The sequence below is a fragment of the Hoeflea sp. IMCC20628 genome, assembly GCF_001011155.1.
GTDB lineage: Bacteria > Pseudomonadota > Alphaproteobacteria > Rhizobiales > Rhizobiaceae > Hoeflea.
In genome coordinates, this window is the sequence record NZ_CP011479.1 from 2356428 (window position 1) to 2374678 (window position 18251).

Sequence of the window (18251 nt, forward strand, 5' to 3'; positions counted from 1 at the left end):
AAACGCCTAAGACACCACCCGAGCGCCCGGTGCAATGGTCGGTGGAGCCGCTTTCAGCCTATCGCGGGCAAACCCGGCTGCGGCTTTGTATTTCGCCATGAACTCGGCCCGTTCGGCCTTCGGGATCACGTCATCGATATCGTCGAACTCGCCGCTACAGCGGTCGTTGACCATGTTCAGCAGACCGAACGGCCCGGCCCCGCGGTTGCGCAAAATCAGCGCCGAGATCGGTTCGCACAGGTCCGCGTTGTAGGCGGAGAGAGCGTCTTTGCCGACGCCATGAGCAAGGAATTTTGCGCCCAGAATGCGCGCATCGATGATTGCCTGGCTGGCGCCGTTCGAGCCGGTTGGATACATGGCGTGCGCCGCGTCTCCCATCAGGGCAACCGGCCCGTCCACCCATGTCGGAATCGGGTCACGGTCGATCATCGGGTTTTCAAAGGCGATATCGGCGCCACGGATCAAAGCCGGAACATCCAGCCAGTCATAGGTCCAGTCCTCGAAATGATGGATGAAGTCCCCAATCTCGACGGGTCGGTACCAGCCCATGGTTTCATGGGCTGAAGGATCATCATGGGTGACCTCGGCGATCCAATTGACCAGGGCCAGCCCGGTTTGAGGATCGGGACGCGAGATCGGATAGATCACCATCCGGTGCTTGTGGGTTCCCAGCCCGACGAAGGACGAACCGGTCCGGACCGGCCTGGCAAGGGACGTGCCGCGCCACATCATGGCACCACCCCAGTGAATCGGCGGTTGCGCGGGATGCATCTGCGCCCGGATGGCGGAATGGATTCCGTCCGCCCCGATCAGCAGCGCGCCGGTTTCATGCCGCTCGCCCGATTTCGTCTCAACGGTCACCGTCACGCCGCCGTCCGGGTTGGTGGCGTAGCCGGTGGCACGACTGCCAAGCCGAACGGCATCTTTTCCGCCCAACTGGACAAAGCGCCGATACAGCGCCATGTGAAACTCGCCTCTGTGCAGGGCGTATTGCGGCCAGTCATAACCGGCCAGCAGGCCACGTGGCTCGGAATAGATTTCCTGCCCCTTCATCCCGACCAGCGCCCATTCCTTGGCCTGAACCCCGAGGGCATCCAGGTCTTCTGCTGTGACACCAAGGTCGAAAAGTTCGCGAACGGCGTTGGGTTGCAGATTGATACCAACCCCTAAAGGCTTGAGTTCGTTGACGGCTTCCAGCACAACACAGTCAACGCCAATCTGGTGCAATGTCAGCGCAAGCGCCAGCCCGCCGATGCCGCCACCGGCGATGATCACCCTGCTATCCGCCATATTGAAAGGCTCCATCCGCTTGTTCTTGCGCGCCGGTGCGCGTGATCGCACTACCATCGTGGGCAGAACTGACAGTTTCAGATTGAACGCCGACGAAAGAATTGCAAGTCGGGCAAGGCGGGGTCAGACGCACGGTCCGAGCGCTGAAGCCATTATGCACGGGCGTCGTGACTGTACCGGCGAACGCCGATATCACAGCCCGTTCTCCGCTTTCCAGTCCCGCTTGATCTTCTTGGCCAGACTCCATTTGTGAACCTCGGTCGGGCCGTCATAGATCCGGAACGCGCGAATTTCACGGAACACCTGTTCGACGATCGTATCGGCTGACACGCCCTGCCCGCCCATGCACTGCACACAGCGGTCGGCCACGCGCATCAGCGCCTCGGAGACGGCGACCTTGGCCATCGAGCTTTCTGCGCCGCCCTGCGCGCCACTATCGAGCACATCGGCGCACCAGTAGATCATCAGCTCTGCCTGTTTGAGATCCATGAGATTCTCGGCCAGCATGAAGCCGACACCTTCATGATCAATCAACGCTTTGCCGAAGGCCATGCGGCGGTTGGCATAATTGGTGGCGATCTCGTGGGCGCGCACGCAGGCGCCAAGCCAACGCATACAATGGCTCAGACGCGCGGGCGCCAGACGGACCTGAGCATATTTGAACCCTTCACCCGATTCGCCCAGCATCTGATCTGCCGGAATGCGCAGATTGTCGATGGTGATCACCGCATGGCCACCGGGCATCGAACTGTCGATGGTGTCCATCACCCGTTCGATGCGGATCGCGGAATCAGGCAGATCGACAAGGAACATGCAGGCACCGTCATCGGATTTCGCCATGATAATGCCCATGCCGGCGCCGTCTGCGCCGGTGATGAAGGTCTTGCGGCCATTCACGACCCAATGATTGCCGTCCATCTTGCAGGTGGTCTGCATCATAGACGGGTCCGAGCCGGCACCGCCATCCTCTGCGGGCTCAGTCATGAAGAAGGCGGAACGCATGCTGCCGTCGACCATCCGCGGCAGAAACCGCTCTTTCAGCTCCGGCGAAGCGACTTTGCCCAAAAGATACATGTTGCCCTCGTCAGGCGCACAGGTGTGGCAGGCCAGCGGCCCCAGGATCGACAGGCCCGATCGCATCAGCACGGCGGCGGTTTCGGTTTGGGTCAGGTGATCGCCATCGTCAAGGATATGCGGGGTCATCACGCCGGCAGTGCGCGCCAGCGCTTTCATCTCATCGGCCAGTTCCTCCGACGGCCCATGAGCTCCACAGCGCGGATCGCGTTCATAGAGCGCGACGGTTTCACGGACAAAAGCCTCGACCTTGTCGGCAATGGCGAGCGCGCGGGCCGGAACCCCTTCTCTTTGCAACAGTTTGCTCATATCGGATCAATCCTGATTCTGGCTGCCGGTTGATTTTGCTGACCGGCGGGCGGTGGCGCTGAAGGGATACCAGCCGCAAATCTTCGATACAACGTGTGTCGCGCCTGTACAGACGCGGGCCCCGCTACATTTTCCAGACATGCAATCTGGTTTTTCTGCCATCGGACACATCAATTATCCGGTCTGGCTGGTGATCAGGCACGGAAAAACTATTGCTGACGAAAAGCGTGCCTGGCCGCATTTCCTTGCGTGCCTTGCGGTACATCTCCGGCATCGGCACCGGCGACAAAAAGCAGTAGACCAGATCGTAGGCACCCAGATCCTCCTGCCAGATGTTGCGGTATCTGATCGCGGCATTGGCCGGTGCGAGCACTGCAACCCGGAGCTTTGACAGCAGATAGACAAGCGGCGCTGTCTCCACCCCGGTCACGACGAGATCCGGGAGGGCGCGGGCGAGAAACACCACGCCGCCGCCCGAGCCGCTGCCAAGGTCGATAAAAGACTTTGCACCAGCCCCCTTTGCCAGTGTCTGAATGGCGGTCCAGGTTTTGGTGTTGGTCAGATACAAAGGTACCTGCCCCGTTGCACTGTTCCAGAACACCAGCGCACACAGCACGAAGCCGGTCAGGTAGAGCCAGGCCGGGATCACATTCGAATAGACAAGCGCAAAAGGCAGCAGCAGCTGGATCGGAATCCAGTAGACCGACAGGCCGAGCACCCGCCCGGCAAGCGATGCGGTCACCCCGACCAGCAGAAGCGACACAATGGCGTTGCCGGTGAGAAATTCGCGCGCCAGAAACAGGCAACCAAGGCCCAGCAGCTGCGCCACAATCACCTTGATCCACGGGACGATGTGCCGGACCACAAAATTCATGCAAGCTCCTGCCAAACCGTGCCGCAGCCCATCATTTCACCATTCGCATTCGCATCTGATCGTTTCCGGTTCCAATGCCTTGTTGCCGCTGGTTCAGCCTCTGTCAAACGACAGTCCTCAGTCTGCACAGGAAGCTGTCCGCAGACCTCATTTGACCGACTGGCATCAGAGCAGATGGCGGATCGCGTTGGCATAATAGGCAACCAGCGGCTTGTCCCTGGCATTGATCACAAGCTGACCGTCCTCGGTCTCGCTGACAATCCGGCGCAACAGCAGCATGCGCAGTCCAACCGTGATCTCATAGTCCCGGTCCTGCCTAGGCACATGCACATGCACGCCGTTGCCGACGAGACGGTCAATCAATGCACCGATGCGGATCTTGAGTTCGAGACGATCCACCGGAGCCGCAGCCGCGTCGATCAGCGCCAATGATACCAGCGAGACCGGCAGCACCGGGATGAGCGCTCCGATCGACTGCATCAATTGATGGGCCAGCGTTTCGGTCAAACGGTCACGCTTGGCTTCAGTGAGCGCCGACCATTTGCTGATGCCATGGGCAGCGAGAAATGTGTCAACCGATACCGGATCGCCAAAGGACACGCTGGCGTAGCCAAAGCGATGCCACTTGCCCGACAGCCGCAGCCGCAGGTTCCGGAACAGAAAGGCAGAGGTTTTTGCGGTTTTCTGCCAGCTCGACAGCGGCGGCCCGTCGCGGTCTGCTTCAAACACCAGCGAACGGTCTTCAAGCACCCGGTCGTAATTGAGGCCGACCGGGATGAACACCGTGTCATGGGCAACGTGATCATGGGCAGACACGATATAGGAGATCAGGCCGATGCGCGGCGGACGCAACAGCCCGTCGCGCGACAGGCCACCTTCCGGGAAGACAGCCTGGGTGACGCCGGCCTCGGTCGCCATCCGCACATAGGTGGCAAGGACTTTGCGATAGAGCGGATTGCGGGCGTTGCGCCGGATGAAATAGGCGCCCATGAAACGGATCAGAGTCTGCAGCACCGGCAGCCGCGCCCATTCGCCTACGGCATAGGATAACGCTGTCGAGGACGAGGCGAGATAGGTGACCAGCACATAATCCATGTTGGAGCGGTGGTTCATGACAAACACCACCGAGGAATCCGGCGCAACCTTGGCCAGAGCATCGGTGTTGGTGTAACCAAGCCGCACCCGGTAGAGTGCGGTGGCCAACCAGCGTGCCAGCCGCGTACCGATGCGGAAATAGGCATAGGCATTGAACATCGGAACGATTTCGCGCGCATAGCGGGAGGCTCTTGCGATCACCACCTGGATCGGAGTTCCGGTCTCCCGAGATAAGGCTGCAACGGCTTCAACCACATGCGGGTCATTGCTGACCCGGTCAATCAGCACTTCCCTGCGTGTGGTTCCGAATGACCTGATCTTGAGCTGAAGCCGGGTGTTGAGTTCTTCAATCGCCTGATTGACCCGCCGCCGGAAAAACCAGCGCACCGCAGGCGACAACAACCGGTCGGTAATGGCGATCGCAGCAAGAACCGATGCAATGATGATCACCCAGAACGGCACTTCGATGGTTTGTGACATGGCCCCTCCGCCCCAAGGCCAACACACTAGTGGTTCGCAAAGCCATGTCCAGCAAAGCTCTTCACCCCAACGCATGACGACGCGGCGCTTGGATGCTATTGGAATCGTCCATAGACTGAGTCCGGACGTGCTGTTTGGTGCGCTTGAAACCCGTCTACCTGACCTCACTGTGTGGCGGCGCTCGCGGCCCGGAGCCGATTAGCAATGAACTACTTTTTTCAAGATCGTCTGAATGCCGGACTTTTGGCCATTGCGCTGGCGGGACTTGTCAGCGGACTTGTCCTCAGCCTCACCGGATTTCCGACGGCGGCGGAGTTTGTCTGGACTGCCGGCGTGATCCCGGTTCTGGTGGCCCTGGTTGTCGATATTGCGCGAAGCCTGCGGCGCGGCGAAGTCGGTCTTGATATTGTCGCAGTGCTGTCAATGTCGGCGGCGCTATTGTTCGGCGAGACCCTGGCAGCATCGGTGGTGGCGTTGATGTATTCAGGCGGAACCTCGCTTGAAAGTTTCGCGGAGGGCCGTGCCAGGCTTGAGATGAGAGATCTTCTGTCGCGTGTGCCCCGCACGGCGACGCGGCACCACAATGGAGCGCTCGAAGAGGTTGACCTGGACACGATCGTGCCCGGAGATCTGTTGCTGATCCGCCAGGGTGATGTGGCGCCGGTCGATGGCACAGTTGCCAGCGAACGGGCGATGCTCGACCAATCAGCGCTGACTGGGGAATCGATGCCGGTCGGACTGGAACGCGACAGCGAGGTGATGAGCGGATCCACAAATGCAGGCGAAGCCTTTGATCTGATGGCCAGCCGCCCGGCCAAAGACAGCACATATGCCGGAATTGTCCGGCTGGTGGAGACTGCGCAGAAATCCAAGGCACCGATGGCCCGGCTTGCCGATCGCTATTCGCTGGTGTTCCTGGCGGTCACGGTTTCCCTGGCTTCTGCAGCCTGGTGGTTTACCGGAGACCCGGTCCGCGCGGTTGCTGTTCTGGTTGTCGCCACCCCCTGCCCGCTCATCATCGCTGTTCCGGTGGCGCTGGTGGCAGGGCTGTCGCGGGCTGCGCATTTCGGTGTGCTGATCAAGGGCGCCAAACCGCTCGAGGCGATGGCGCAGATCCGGACGCTGATCCTCGACAAGACCGGCACGCTGACCGACGGGCGTCCGCAGATTGTCACGATAGAGAACCACGGCACGCTCAGTGACGATGAAATCCTCTATTTCGCCGCCGCTCTGGATCAGGCGTCAAAGCATCCCATTGCACAGGCGCTTGTCGCCGCGGCAAAGGCTCGCGGAATGCAGCTTCCGGTCCCGCAGGAACCGGACGAAACTGCCGGAGAGGGTGTTTCAGGCAGCATTGACGGTCGTGCGGTTATTGTTGGTGGCACCGGTTTTGTTGCTGCGCGGGCGGGCGCTTCCGGCTCATCCGAAGCCTTGGCTGAACCGGGCGCCGTCATCGTGGCTCTTGCCGTAGACGGAAAGCCGGCGGGCCATCTGGTGATGGCGGATGCGCTCAGGTCCGGCATGGCGGAGCTTCTGTCGAGTTTGCGCCGCGAAGGCATCAACCGCATTCTGCTGGCGACCGGCGACCGGCGCGCCGTCGCCGAAGCCGTGACCGAAGGGCTGGGCCTTGACGCGGTCCGGTCGGACCTCACCCCGGACCAGAAAGTGCTGCTGGTTCTCACCGAACGCAAAAACGGCCCGGTGATGATGGTCGGCGACGGCGTCAATGATGCCCCCGCACTTGCCGCAGCCGATATCGGCGTCGCCATGGGCGCCCGTGGTGCCGCGGCTTCCGCCGAAGCTGCCGACGTCGTGTTGCTGGTCGACAATCTCGATCGGTTGTTGCCCGGGTTCAAGGTGGCACGTGGATCGCGCCAGATAGCGGTGCAAAGCGTCATCGCCGGGATAGGTCTATCGATCGCCGGGATGATTGCCGCGGCGCTCGGCCATATCACCCCCGTGCAAGGCGCCATCCTTCAAGAAGTAATTGATGTGGCCGTCATTTTGAATGCGCTCAGGGCCTTGCGGATCAAGGCCTGAACCATGCCGGACTGGCGATGGCGCGACGGCGGACATTGTTGCCATTGCCCGACCCACACCCCTTGCGTCCGGACCGCTCAATTGCCATTGTCATGCAAGGAGCGGGAGTAACCTCATCACATGACACGGAAATTCAGTTTCATCGCCTCATCCGCGCCGGATGCTCAGGCGGCCGCCAAACACCTTGCGGCGCTTTATGGCAATGTCCGCGAGGACGAGTCCGATGTGATTGTGGCGCTGGGCGGCGACGGCTTCATGCTACAGACCCTGCACAGCCAAATGAACAGCGGACGCATGGTCTATGGGATGAACCGGGGCTCTGTCGGCTTTCTGATGAACGTCTACACCGACGAAGATCTGGTCGGCCGCGTCGATGCAGCGGTGGAAAACATCATCCGTCCGCTCGAAATGATTGCCACGGACGTGTCCGGCAAGACCCACCGGGCGCTGGCGATCAACGAAGTCTCGCTGCTCCGGCAAAGCTACCAGGCGGCAAAATTGCAGCTGTCGGTCGATGGCCAGGTGCGGCTGGAGGAACTGATCTGCGACGGCATCATGGTGGCGACCCCTGCCGGATCAACTGCCTATAATCTGTCGGCGCACGGCCCTATCCTGCCGCTTGATGCCCAGCTTCTGGCACTCACGCCAGTCAGCGCCTTCAGGCCACGGCGCTGGCGTGGCGCATTGTTGCCGAGCAAGGTGACCGTCACGATTGATGTGCTCGAATCCGACAAGCGCCCGGTGAATGCCGTGGCCGACCACAACGAAGTCAAATCAGTGACCCAGGTCCGGGTGGCCGAATCTCTCGATGACACCACCCGCATCCTCACTGATTCAAGCCATTCATGGAATGAACGCATTCTGGCCGAACAATTCCTTCCTTGAATTTTCAATCCTGGAGAATTGGACTGATGACCTACCCTGCCCCTAAAATTCTGCTTGTGCTGGCCGGCCTGATTCCGGCGATGATGTCTGCCGGATTTGCACAGGATGCCTCCATGCTGGCGGAGACGGTTCCCGACCGTGTCCTGTTCGTCACCAGCGGCGGATTCTGGCAGGATCAGGACGAACCGGAGACTGAGGAAGCCGCTCCTGAAACGAGTGCTGAAGCCGGCCAAACTGCCGCAGAACCGGAAACGGTCACTCCACCTGCGGCGCGCGGCTATTACCGCCTGATCGCCATTCGCGGCGAAGACAACAAGTCGCTGGTCTATCTTCAACAGATCGCGCTGACCCCACAGGGGCCTGAATCGACCTTGACCATAGGCCTCGACGAGATCAATGCGCTCGGCGGTTATGTCACCGATATCAGACCGGAAGATTCGACCGGAGCGGCCAGCCAACCCGGCTTTGCTGCCTATATCTACCTCAAGACCGATCCCAAGGTGATCGAACCGGATACATGGTCCGTCTACATCGATGAACTCGGCGATATCCGGGTCGAGCAATCAAGCAATTAGACATAGAAACGGGGGCCAAAGCCCCCGTTGCCGACCTGAAATCAGGTCTATTTGATGAGTTTCACGGTGTCGGCCGCATGCTTGGTATTCTGCATGTGCCAGCTGAGCTCGACCTTGCTGCCGGCCTTCAGGCCCGGGTCCTTGAAGCCGCTTGGCAACGAAAAGGCAGTGCCGTCATTCAACGTCAGCGTCAGCTGTTTTGCGTCAAAGGACTTGACGACTCCGGAGGTCATCGTACCGGCTGCAAAAGCAGCAAATGAAGACAGAAGAATTGCACCGGCAGTCAGGGTGGCGAGAACAACACGCATTAATGTCACTCCATGTATATCCGGCAGGGCGGGCTCGTTCTTGAGAGATTGGCCTTGCGCGGATCAACCGAAGCCGTCTGGTCAGGTCGCGTCGTGGATCAGGATCGGTTCCCGCTCCACCGGCTTGATCCGGCTTCGGATGTGAATCTAGGCTTCCTGAAGACAGGGTGCCAATTACAGATATTTAATGTTGCGCGGCACCATATCGCCCAATTTCGGCCATGCGGTTAGGCAGCACATCGGAAGCAATCGGCTCACACAGATCGTTGCGCAAATGCTCACTCGAAATGCCCAAGGACGCAGATCAGTCGATGTCTGCCACGTCTGTTGCGCCGCCGTAGACGCGCTGGGCGAGTGCTGCTTCCATGAACTGGTCAAGATCGCCGTCAAGCACGCCTTGCGGATTGGTACTCTCGGTACCGGTCCGCAAATCCTTGACCAGCTGGTAGGGCTGCAGAACATAGGAGCGGATCTGGTGGCCCCAACCGATTTCGGTCTTTGAGGCAGCCTCTTCGCTGGCTGCATCTTCGCGCTTTTTCAGTTCCGCCTCATAGATCCGCGCCCGGAGCATGTCCCAAGCCTGTGCACGGTTCTTGTGCTGCGAACGTTCCTGCTGGCACTGAACCACGATTCCGGTCGGAACGTGGGTGATGCGGACGGCGGAATCGGTGGTGTTGACGTGCTGTCCGCCGGCGCCTGAGGCACGGTAGGTGTCGATGCGGCAATCGCTTTCATTGATGTCGACATCAATGGTGTCATCGATTACCGGATAGGTCCAGATGCTGGAAAACGAGGTGTGGCGGCGGGCCTGACTGTCATAGGGCGAGATCCGAACCAGCCGGTGAACGCCGGATTCGGTCTTGAGCCAGCCATAGGCGTTGCTGCCCTTGACCAGCAGCGTCGCCGACTTGATGCCGGCTTCTTCGCCATCATGGATTTCCAGCAGTTCGACCTTCATGCCGTGTTGTTCTGCCCAGCGGGTGTACATTCGCAACAGCATGTTGGCCCAGTCCTGGCTCTCGGTGCCGCCGGCGCCCGAATGCACTTCCAGATAGGTGTCGTTGCTGTCGGCCTCGCCGGACAACAAGGATTCAATCTGTTGCCTTGTGACTTCGGTTCTGAGCAGTTTAAGCGCGGCTTCGGCTTCACCGATGATGCCGGCATCGCCCTCTTCTTCGCCCATCTCGATCAGCTCGAGATTGTCGGAAAGCTGGGCTTCCAGACGATTGAGACCGTTGATCGCATCATCGAGATGCTGGCGCTCGCGCATCAGCTTCTGGGCTTCCTGGGCATCGTCCCAGATCGACGGATCTTCAGCCTTGGCGTTCAGCCATTGCAGGCGTTTCTGGGCAGGTTCCCAGTCAAAGATGCCTCCTCAGCAGGCTTATGGCCTGCTTGATTTCGTCGACAACGACTTGGGTTTCTGCGCGCATGAGAGTCCGGTTCCGTCAGTTTTCAGGCAAGGTCTCTTGCCAAAGCGGGCGGACCATAAGGTCCAGCCCGATTGATGTAAAGCCGTCAAAGGAAGTGATTATCAAACCACTTCAAGTCTCTAGTACAACCCGCCTGCGCCTGTAACCACGGCTTGGTTGGCTTGCGGCGAAATCGTGGTAATGGCTTCGCCCGTCGCATAATCCTCGAGCCCGATGACCGAATAGACATCGGATGGACCAGTGCCGGGTTTGAACGCTTCCATGATCACATCGCCTTCGCCCGACATTGCCTGCATTCCGGTCTTGCGGTTGATGGCTATCAGCTTCATGCCTTGCGGCACGCGGAAATCGACAGGCCGGGTGCCCTCGAGTGCGGCGAGCATGAACTCGTTGAACACGGGAGCAGCCAATGCGCCGCCGGTCGAGCCGCGTCCCATCGGGGTCGGATTGTCGAAACCGATGAACACACCTGCCACCAGATCGGCGGTATAGCCCATGAACCAGGCGTCTTTTTCCTCATTGGTGGTCCCAGTCTTGCCCGCTGTCGGGCGACCAAGATTGACCTTGCTTGCGGCTGTGCCGCGGGTCACAACACCTTCCATCATCGAAGTGATCTGGTAGGCCGTCATCGGGTCAAGCACCTGTTCGCGGGTATCGACGACTTCCGGTTCGGCCTGCGACAGCCACGCCGTGGCCACACATGCGTCGCAGCTGCGCTCCTCATGCTTGAAGATGGTCTTGCCGTAGCGATCCTGAATGCGGTCGATCAGCGACGGCTTGATCTGCTTTCCGCCATTGGCGAGCACTGAATAGGCCGAAGCCATGCGCATCACGGTTGTTTCGCCCGAACCCAGCGACATCGCAAGCACCGGCAACATGTCATCATAGACACCAAAACGCTCGGCATATTCAGCCACCAGATTCATGCCCATGTCCCTGGCAAGCCGGACAGTCATCAGGTTGCGCGAACGCTCGATCCCGAGACGCAAGGTCGATGGTCCGGCCGAACCGCCACCATAGTTCTTGGGTTTCCAGATCTCTCCGCCCGAAACAATCTCGATCGGCGCATCCAGCACCACGGACGCGGGCGTATATCCATTGTCGAGTGCTGCGGCGTAGACGAACGGCTTGAAGGCAGATCCCGGCTGGCGCTTGGCCTGGGTAGCGCGGTTGAACTCGGACTGGGCGTAGGAGAACCCGCCAACCATCGCAAGCACGCGGCCGGTATGGGGATCCATGGCCACCAGCGCGCCCTGAACCTTTGGCGGCTGCCGCAGCCGCAGGCGCTGTTCGCCTTCCTTTTCGAAGGACTCAACATAAACCACGTCGCCCGGATTGAGCACGTCCGACGCCTTTTTGACGTTGCGAGCCTTTTCGCCTGGGATATTGACCCGGAAAGCCCACTTCATGTCGTCGGCCAGAATTGATCCCGTCAGACGTTCAGAACCGACTGTCCCGGAGACTTCCCGGCCCGGACGCAGTCCAACGTCAACAACATCGTCAGTTGCGGACAGAACCACAGCCAGTTGCCATTCGGGAACATCGCGCAAGGGATCGATTTCACTCAGCAACGTGCCCCAGTCGCCGGAGACCTCAATCTTCTTGACCGGCCCTCGGAAACCCCGGCGCTCGTCATAACTCGTCAGGCCTTTTTGCAGCGCCTTGCGCGCCAGTGCCTGAAGCTTCGGATCAAGGGTCGTGCGGACCGAAAGGCCGCCTTCGTAGAGCGCATCATTGCCGTAGCGATCAATCAGTTCGCGGCGAACCTCTTCGGCGAAGTACTCGGATGCAAACAGATAGGAACCAGTCTTGCGTGGTGTCACGCCGAGCGGTTGCTGCTTTGCGTCGGCGCCGTCAGCGGCGCTGACATAGCCATTTTCGACCATCCGGTCGACAACCCAGTTACGGCGTTCGATCGAGCGTTCAGGATGCCGGAAGGGATGATAGTTGGATGGTGCCTTCGGCAAGGCCGCCAGATAGGCGGTCTCGGCGATGGTCAGTTCATTGACCGACTTGTTGAAATAGGTCAGCGCTGCGCCGGCAATACCATAGGCGTTGAGACCGAAGAAGATTTCATTGAGATAGAGTTCGAGGATGCGGTCCTTCGAATAGGCCTGCTCGATGCGGAACGACAGAATCGCTTCCTTGATCTTGCGCTCGTAGGTCTGGTCGGCGGTGAGAAGGAAGTTCTTGGCAACCTGCTGAGTGATCGTCGACGCACCCTGGCGCGCGCCGGTGCGGATGTTGTTGACGACTGCGCGGGCCAAACCAATCGGGTCGACACCAGGGTGCGAATAGAAATTCTTGTCCTCGGCAGACAGAAATGCAGCTTTCACCCGGTCAGGAATCGCCTGAATTGGAAGAAACAAGCGGCGCTCATGCGCGTATTCGGCCATCAGTTCGCCCGAGGCCGCATGCACACGCGTGGTCACCGGCGGTTCGTAGCTGTTGAGGACTTCGTAGTCCGGCAAATCCTTGGAGACATCTCCAATATACCAGGCAACGCCGGCCGCAACGATCAGGAACAGCACGGCTCCAATCCCGAAGAGATATCCAATCAGTCGTATCATCAGTCCGCTACCGTTTGTTTTTTGTTGACCTGAAGGCCCGCGCCAAAATCTTGGCCAACCAATCCATGCACCCGGTTAGCCCGGACATTGTGAGTAAAATAGGGCCTAGTCCCGGATTTGCTCCGGCACAAGCCCTTGTCCCGCAAGCAGATGCGATACTGTCACACTGCCGCAACACCCTGGAGCCGATATAGGCGTTATCTGCCATCATTGCCGGTTCGCCAAGATCGTTTTGCGGTAATTTTCAACAGACTGCGCCAGCAAGCGTGCGGTGTTGTGCCGCCATTCGTCGTCAGTCAGCAATTTTTCGTCTTCATGATTGGACAGATAGCCCAGCTCAACCAGTACCGAGGGGACATCAGGCGCCTGCAGAACCCGGAAACCGGCGTGACGCAGCGGATTGTTGATCAGCTTGACCTGCCCCTCAAAGGAATTGACCACCTGCCGAGCCAGACCGGCCGAGAAAACCCGGGTTTCGGTGCGGGCGAGATCGACGAGAATCGCCGCAACCGCTTCGGGCGCGTCCTGCAGATTGGCGCCGACGATGACGTCATCTCGATTTTCCTGATCGGCCAGAGACTGCGCCAGCGCATCGGAAGCCTTGTCTGACAAGGTATAAACCGTTGCGCCGCGCAAGGAGCGGATCGAGATCGAATCGGCGTGCAGCGAAATCAACAGGTCAGCTTCCTCATGGCGAGCCTTCCTTACCCGGGCCGAAAGCGACAGAAACGAATCGTCGGTCCTGGTCATCGCCACGCGGACGCCATCGACATCCTCGAGAGCTTCCTTGAAGGCCTCGGCAAAGGCCAGCGTGACATTTTTCTCAGTCGAACCCGCTGGCCCTTCGGCGCCACCGTCGATTCCGCCATGCCCGGCATCGATGACTATCATCAGGTCATCGTCTGCCGGACCGGAAGACTTCTCGGCAGCCGTTTTTTGGTCGACATCCGCCCAGACCGAGCCTGCAACTTCCGCGGAAAACGCCGCATCGTCAATGGCAACGGCATCAAACACCATGCGGTGGATGACTACGGAAACGTCGTCGGTGGTTTCAACAAGATACATCCGGGCCGGTGCGGTGAATTCGAACACCATGCGCGCCCGGCCCTCCCCCGAAACGCCATGTCGAACAGCAGAAACCAGTCCGCGCGGTTTCAGCGAGTCTTCGGGAAAAGCCAGCACCGTGTCCGGTAGGTCGAGAACGGCACGATAGGGATCCTGCAGATAGTGTATTTGGAATTCCGGTTGCCGCTCGAAATCGAGAACAAGCCGGACCCGGCTCTCGTCACCGGCCATGCGTGCCGCAATGGCAATATGCCGGCTGGCATTGGCAGTGTCCGGCTCGGCCTGCGCCAACGCCGGCGAGATAATGAGCGCAGCCAGGACATAAGCCGCAAAAGCCGCGCAGCGCCCCGCACCCACTCGGGCCCCGAAGTCTTGATCCCGCCAGGTCTTTGCCAAAAACTGCATTCGATTGCCAATCTCTCCAACGTGCATGGGGGCTGCAATTTGCCAGGGCACCATGCGCTCCACCCCGGAGGGCGGGGCCATGGCCTGATTCGGATTTTTCTGCCCGACAGCAGCTTCGCTCAATACGGTTAACCGTTCGTTTACCATGTTGATCAGGGCCAAACCTTACTCAACGACACTTTTGACCAGCCCAGCAAGTTGGGCAAATGTAATGGAGGTGTTTTCAGCTTGCCAGATGGCGGTTCTCCCCATAGAAGCTTGGTTAGGAAAGTGTATTGACGGGATAGAACTGTCACCCTTCCGGCCGCCGCCCGTATCGGGCCTACGGCGCCAGGAGTGCGGATCGTCCGTCGTCTATTGAAGTACCTTTCCCCGGAGCGGACGGCTCACAGTTTCCATCTCGGAAACCCAATCTGTTTGTTCCTGCAAGGCAATATGGCTGAAAATACGGCAAGGCGTCTCTGCTTTCGACCGGAACAAGGCCAGGACATTGATTAAACCGGCGGGCGAGGATTCCTGCCACAACCTCCGCGGCGCATTTGCCGCATGCCCCAACTGGGGCTTTCATCGGTCCGCAAGGACTATACGCAAATGAATTCCGGCTGGCTCTTATGGTGCAAATGCGGATCTCCCCAAGTGTGAACAGGCCCCGGGCGTTATACGCCCCGGTGACGTCCCTGTTGAGCACCGCCCCATGCCGAGCCCCGGAATATCTTTCATCCGGCGCACTTCCAGTCGACTTGCTCCTGCCCCGCCTTTCGAGGCGGCGGAGCACACCGTCGAAGTCGCGCCGAGGAGCTCATACTAAATGTCAGAAAAAATGCTTATCGACGCTTCCCATCCCGAGGAGACACGCGTCGTTGTCGTTCGTGGAAACCGCATAGAAGAATTCGATTTCGAATCGGAACACAAAAAACAGATTCGTGGAAATATCTACCTGGCAAAGGTCACACGCGTGGAGCCATCGCTCCAGGCAGCCTTTGTCGATTATGGCGGCAATCGCCACGGCTTCCTGGCTTTCTCGGAAATTCACCCGGACTATTACCAGATCCCGCTGGCCGATCGCCAGGCGCTGCTTCAGGCTGACGCCGAAGACGCGGCCAATGATCCAGACTTTGAAAGCGTCGACGAAGCCGACAACGGACCCAGCAAAACAAAGTCCAGGTCAAAATCAAAGGCAAAGCCGGCTGAGGCCGAAGCTGTTGATGGCGAAGACGCCAAGACAAGCAAGTCGCGTCCACGCCGCAGCCGCCGGGGCAAGAAGACCGGCGACGAGGTCAAGGCCGAAGATGCAGACGCCGGCGAGGCCGTAGCGGAACCTGCAGATGATGCCGCCGAAACGGTGACTGCCGACACTCCGGCTGCAACTGAAGAAACATCCGCTGCAAGCAGCGATGATTCCGCAGATTCAAACGCTGACGCTGGCGAAGACAACACCGACAACGATGACAAGCCGACCCAAATGTCGGCAGATGTCGAAGCCGATGAAATCTCCGAGCCGGCACCGCGCCGCAAGCGCAGAAACGGCGGCAGCGACAACGGCAATGACGACAGTGACGAGGATTCGGTTGAATCCGTCGGCTCCGAAGACGCGATGGAAGAAGTCCCGACGCGGTCGCAGCGCAAGCCGCGCAAGCAGTACCGCATTCAGGAAGTCATCAAGCGCCGCCAGATCCTGCTGGTTCAGGTGGTCAAGGAAGAACGCGGCAACAAGGGCGCAGCGCTCACCACCTATCTGTCGCTGGCAGGCCGTTATTCGGTGCTGATGCCGAACACCGCCCGTGGCGGCGGTATCTCGCGCAAGATCACCAACCTGCCCGATCGCAAGCGTCTCAAGGAAATCGCCCGCGAACTGGAAGTGCCGAAGGGCATGGGCGTCATCCTGCGCACCGCCGGCGCCAACCGCACCAAGGTCGAGGTCAAGCGCGACTTCGAATACCTCATGCGGTTGTGGGAGAACGTACGCAACCTGACGCTGAAGTCGACGGCGCCAAGCCTCGTCTACGAGGAAGGCAGCCTGATCAAGCGGTCGATCCGTGACCTTTACAACAAGGACATCTCGGAAATCGTCGTCTCCGGCGAGGAAGGCTACCGCGAAGCCAAGGACTTCATGAAGATGCTGATGCCGAGCCACGCCAAGGTGGTTCAGCCCTATCGCGACCTGCATCCGATTTTCTCACGCTCGGGCATCGAAACCCAGCTTGACCGCATGCTGCAGCCGCAGGTGACACTGAAGTCCGGCGGCTACATCATCATCAACCAGACCGAAGCGCTGGTCGCCATCGACGTCAACTCCGGTCGTTCGACCCGCGAGCACTCGATCGAAGACACGGCGTTGCAAACCAACCTGGAAGCAGCCGACGAAGTCGCACGGCAACTCAGACTGCGCGACCTGGCCGGGCTTATCGTCATCGACTTCATCGACATGGAAGAAAACCGCAACAACCGCGCGGTTGAAAAGCGGATGAAGGATTGCCTGAAAAACGATCGCGCCCGCATCCAGGTCGGCCGGATCTCGCATTTCGGCCTTCTGGAAATGTCACGTCAGCGGATCAGGGCGTCAGTGCTGGAAAGCACCATGCAGATCTGCCCGACATGCGGTGGCAATGGCCATATCCGGTCGGAGTCTTCGGTGGCACTGCACGTGCTGCGCGGCGTCGAGGAATATCTGCTCAAGAACACCACGCACGATATCATCGTGCGCACCACGGCAGACACCGCGCTCTACATGCTCAATCACAAGCGCGACACGGTTGTCGATCTGGAAAATCGTTTCGGCGTTTCGATCAGCTTCTCGGCAGATGAAGCAGTCGGGGCCAACCACTTCGCCATCGATCGCGGCGCGGCGGTGGAATCGCCAGTCAATATCGAGCACATCACCGTCAACACGCCTGCCTATCCGGAGGATGATGACGATCCGGAGATTGTCGAGGAAACTCCTGAAGACAGCGCAGAGACCGAAGAGACATTAGAGGTCGTTCAGGCTGAGAGCAATCCCGAGCGCGAAGACGGCCAAGGCAAGAAGCGCCGCAGACGGCGTCGGCGCGGCGGTCGCAAGCCTGATGGCGAAAACGGCAATGGCGACGAGCAGACTGCCTCATCAGATGACAGCTCTGACGCCAGCGATAACGAGAATGACGATGCGTCCTCTGACGATGAAACCTCAGCCTCCGACGGCGACAGCGACGATCAGCATCGTGGCAAGCGCCGCCGGCGCGGCAAGCGCGGCGGACGCCGCAACCGCGAAGAGGACGCAACCGAGTCAACGGAAAACAATGGCGAAGCCGCACAGCCGGTTGCAGCAGAAGCCTCAACAGGTGATGGCGATGCCGTGACCGCTGAGGTTCCCGAAGCCGCTGTTGCAGCCGAGGCTGCGCCTGCAGTTGCTGCAGCCGAGCCTGAAGCTGAACCGGCAAAACCTGCCAAGCCCGCTCGGCGCCCGCGCCGCACCAAGGCGCAGATCGCCGCGGACAAGGCTGCGGAAGCCGAAGCTGCTTCAGCTCCTGTCGAACCGGCTCCAAGCACTGAGGAAGTCAGCGTCCCTGTCGAGGCAACGGAAGTGGTTGCTGAAACCGCTGCACCCGAGGAAGCCAAACAGTCCGAAGCGCCTGAAGCGGTTGTCGATATCGCTGCAGCCGCCACAGCGCCGGTGGTGACGTCGTCCACCGCGCCTGACGAAGCCAAGAAGCCCAAAAAGGGCGGCTGGTGGCAGAAGCGCGGTTTCTTTTGATCGCCTCTGAAACAGAATGACAAAAAACCGGCGGGTGACCGCCGGTTTTTTATGTCCGAAATCCTGAAGTAGATGGCTTTCCGGCCGTGGCAGCAAAGCGCTGTAAACAACTGATTAT

General features: G+C 59.7%; 12 protein-coding genes. 4 read left to right on the plus strand and 8 right to left on the minus strand.

Annotation, left to right across the window (positions count from 1 at the left end):
* Positions 1–6: 6 nt before the first annotated feature.
* The 4 genes from IMCC20628_RS11190 to IMCC20628_RS11205 all read right to left on the minus strand — a co-directional run bounded on the left by IMCC20628_RS11190 (position 7) and on the right by IMCC20628_RS11205 (position 5122).
* Positions 7–1290, minus strand: coding sequence for a flavin-dependent oxidoreductase (locus tag IMCC20628_RS11190; RefSeq protein ID WP_047032473.1), 1284 nt, complete (start codon positions 1288–1290; stop codon positions 7–9).
* A 192-nt stretch (positions 1291–1482) separates the two neighbouring features.
* Positions 1483–2673: an acyl-CoA dehydrogenase family protein gene (locus IMCC20628_RS11195; protein WP_047030288.1), complete on the minus strand. Its 1191-nt coding sequence runs from the start codon at positions 2671–2673 to the stop codon at positions 1483–1485.
* Between the two features lie 124 nt (positions 2674–2797).
* Positions 2798–3547: a hypothetical protein gene (locus IMCC20628_RS11200; protein ID WP_047030289.1), complete on the minus strand. Its 750-nt coding sequence runs from the start codon at positions 3545–3547 to the stop codon at positions 2798–2800.
* A gap of 165 nt (positions 3548–3712) precedes the next feature.
* Positions 3713–5122: a 1-acyl-sn-glycerol-3-phosphate acyltransferase gene (locus tag IMCC20628_RS11205; protein ID WP_047030290.1), complete on the minus strand. Its 1410-nt coding sequence runs from the start codon at positions 5120–5122 to the stop codon at positions 3713–3715.
* Positions 5123–5326: 204 nt separating this feature from the next.
* Here IMCC20628_RS11205 and IMCC20628_RS11210 point away from each other — a divergent pair, with 204 nt between their 5' ends.
* From IMCC20628_RS11210 to IMCC20628_RS11220, 3 genes are all read left to right on the plus strand, one after another.
* Positions 5327–7162, plus strand: coding sequence for a heavy metal translocating P-type ATPase (locus IMCC20628_RS11210; RefSeq protein WP_047030291.1), 1836 nt, complete (start codon positions 5327–5329; stop codon positions 7160–7162).
* A 120-nt stretch (positions 7163–7282) separates the two neighbouring features.
* Positions 7283–8047 (plus strand): NAD kinase, encoded by a 765-nt coding sequence (locus IMCC20628_RS11215; RefSeq protein WP_047030292.1) that lies wholly within the window; start codon positions 7283–7285, stop codon positions 8045–8047.
* A gap of 26 nt (positions 8048–8073) precedes the next feature.
* Complete coding sequence (locus IMCC20628_RS11220; protein ID WP_047030293.1) at positions 8074–8622, plus strand: hypothetical protein; 549 nt, start codon at positions 8074–8076, stop codon at positions 8620–8622.
* A 47-nt stretch (positions 8623–8669) separates the two neighbouring features.
* On the opposite strand, the gene IMCC20628_RS11225 is transcribed toward IMCC20628_RS11220, so the two are convergent.
* From IMCC20628_RS11225 to IMCC20628_RS11240, 4 genes are all read right to left on the minus strand, one after another.
* Entirely contained in the window at positions 8670–8930 is a 261-nt protein-coding gene (locus IMCC20628_RS11225) for a DUF1344 domain-containing protein (protein WP_047030294.1), read from the minus strand.
* 304 nt (positions 8931–9234) lie between these two features.
* A protein-coding gene (gene prfB, locus IMCC20628_RS11230) for a peptide chain release factor 2 (RefSeq protein WP_156174482.1) occupies positions 9235–10363 on the minus strand; the annotation gives its coding sequence in 2 pieces (ribosomal slippage) (positions 9235–10293 and positions 10295–10363; 1128 coding nt in all).
* 119 nt (positions 10364–10482) lie between these two features.
* A complete protein-coding gene (locus IMCC20628_RS11235; RefSeq protein ID WP_047030296.1) occupies positions 10483–12933 on the minus strand; it encodes a penicillin-binding protein 1A in 2451 nt (816 codons plus the stop codon).
* A 207-nt stretch (positions 12934–13140) separates the two neighbouring features.
* A complete protein-coding gene (locus IMCC20628_RS11240) occupies positions 13141–14403 on the minus strand; it encodes an N-acetylmuramoyl-L-alanine amidase (protein ID WP_082128321.1) in 1263 nt (420 codons plus the stop codon).
* An 808-nt stretch (positions 14404–15211) separates the two neighbouring features.
* On the opposite strand from IMCC20628_RS11240, the gene IMCC20628_RS11245 reads away from it, so the two are divergent.
* Positions 15212–18133 (plus strand): ribonuclease E/G, encoded by a 2922-nt coding sequence (locus tag IMCC20628_RS11245; protein ID WP_047030297.1) that lies wholly within the window; start codon positions 15212–15214, stop codon positions 18131–18133.
* The last annotated feature ends 118 nt before the right edge of the window (positions 18134–18251 follow it).

Excerpts from the sequence above, each read along its gene's own strand:
- IMCC20628_RS11195 (WP_047030288.1), bottom strand. The coding sequence starts at position 2,673 with ATGAGCAAACTGTTGCAAAGAGAAGGGGTTCCGGCCCGCGCGCTCGCC.
- IMCC20628_RS11235 (WP_047030296.1), bottom strand. The coding sequence starts at position 12,933 with ATGATACGACTGATTGGATATCTCTTCGGGATTGGAGCCGTGCTGTTC.
- IMCC20628_RS11200 (WP_047030289.1), bottom strand. The coding sequence starts at position 3,547 with ATGAATTTTGTGGTCCGGCACATCGTCCCGTGGATCAAGGTGATTGTG.
- IMCC20628_RS11225 (WP_047030294.1), bottom strand. The coding sequence starts at position 8,930 with ATGCGTGTTGTTCTCGCCACCCTGACTGCCGGTGCAATTCTTCTGTCT.
- IMCC20628_RS11220 (WP_047030293.1), top strand. The coding sequence starts at position 8,074 with ATGACCTACCCTGCCCCTAAAATTCTGCTTGTGCTGGCCGGCCTGATT.
- IMCC20628_RS11190 (WP_047032473.1), bottom strand. The coding sequence starts at position 1,290 with ATGGCGGATAGCAGGGTGATCATCGCCGGTGGCGGCATCGGCGGGCTG.
- IMCC20628_RS11205 (WP_047030290.1), bottom strand. The coding sequence starts at position 5,122 with ATGTCACAAACCATCGAAGTGCCGTTCTGGGTGATCATCATTGCATCG.
- IMCC20628_RS11215 (WP_047030292.1), top strand. The coding sequence starts at position 7,283 with ATGACACGGAAATTCAGTTTCATCGCCTCATCCGCGCCGGATGCTCAG.
- IMCC20628_RS11245 (WP_047030297.1), top strand. The coding sequence starts at position 15,212 with ATGTCAGAAAAAATGCTTATCGACGCTTCCCATCCCGAGGAGACACGC.
- IMCC20628_RS11210 (WP_047030291.1), top strand. The coding sequence starts at position 5,327 with ATGAACTACTTTTTTCAAGATCGTCTGAATGCCGGACTTTTGGCCATT.
- IMCC20628_RS11240 (WP_082128321.1), bottom strand. The coding sequence starts at position 14,403 with ATGCAGTTTTTGGCAAAGACCTGGCGGGATCAAGACTTCGGGGCCCGA.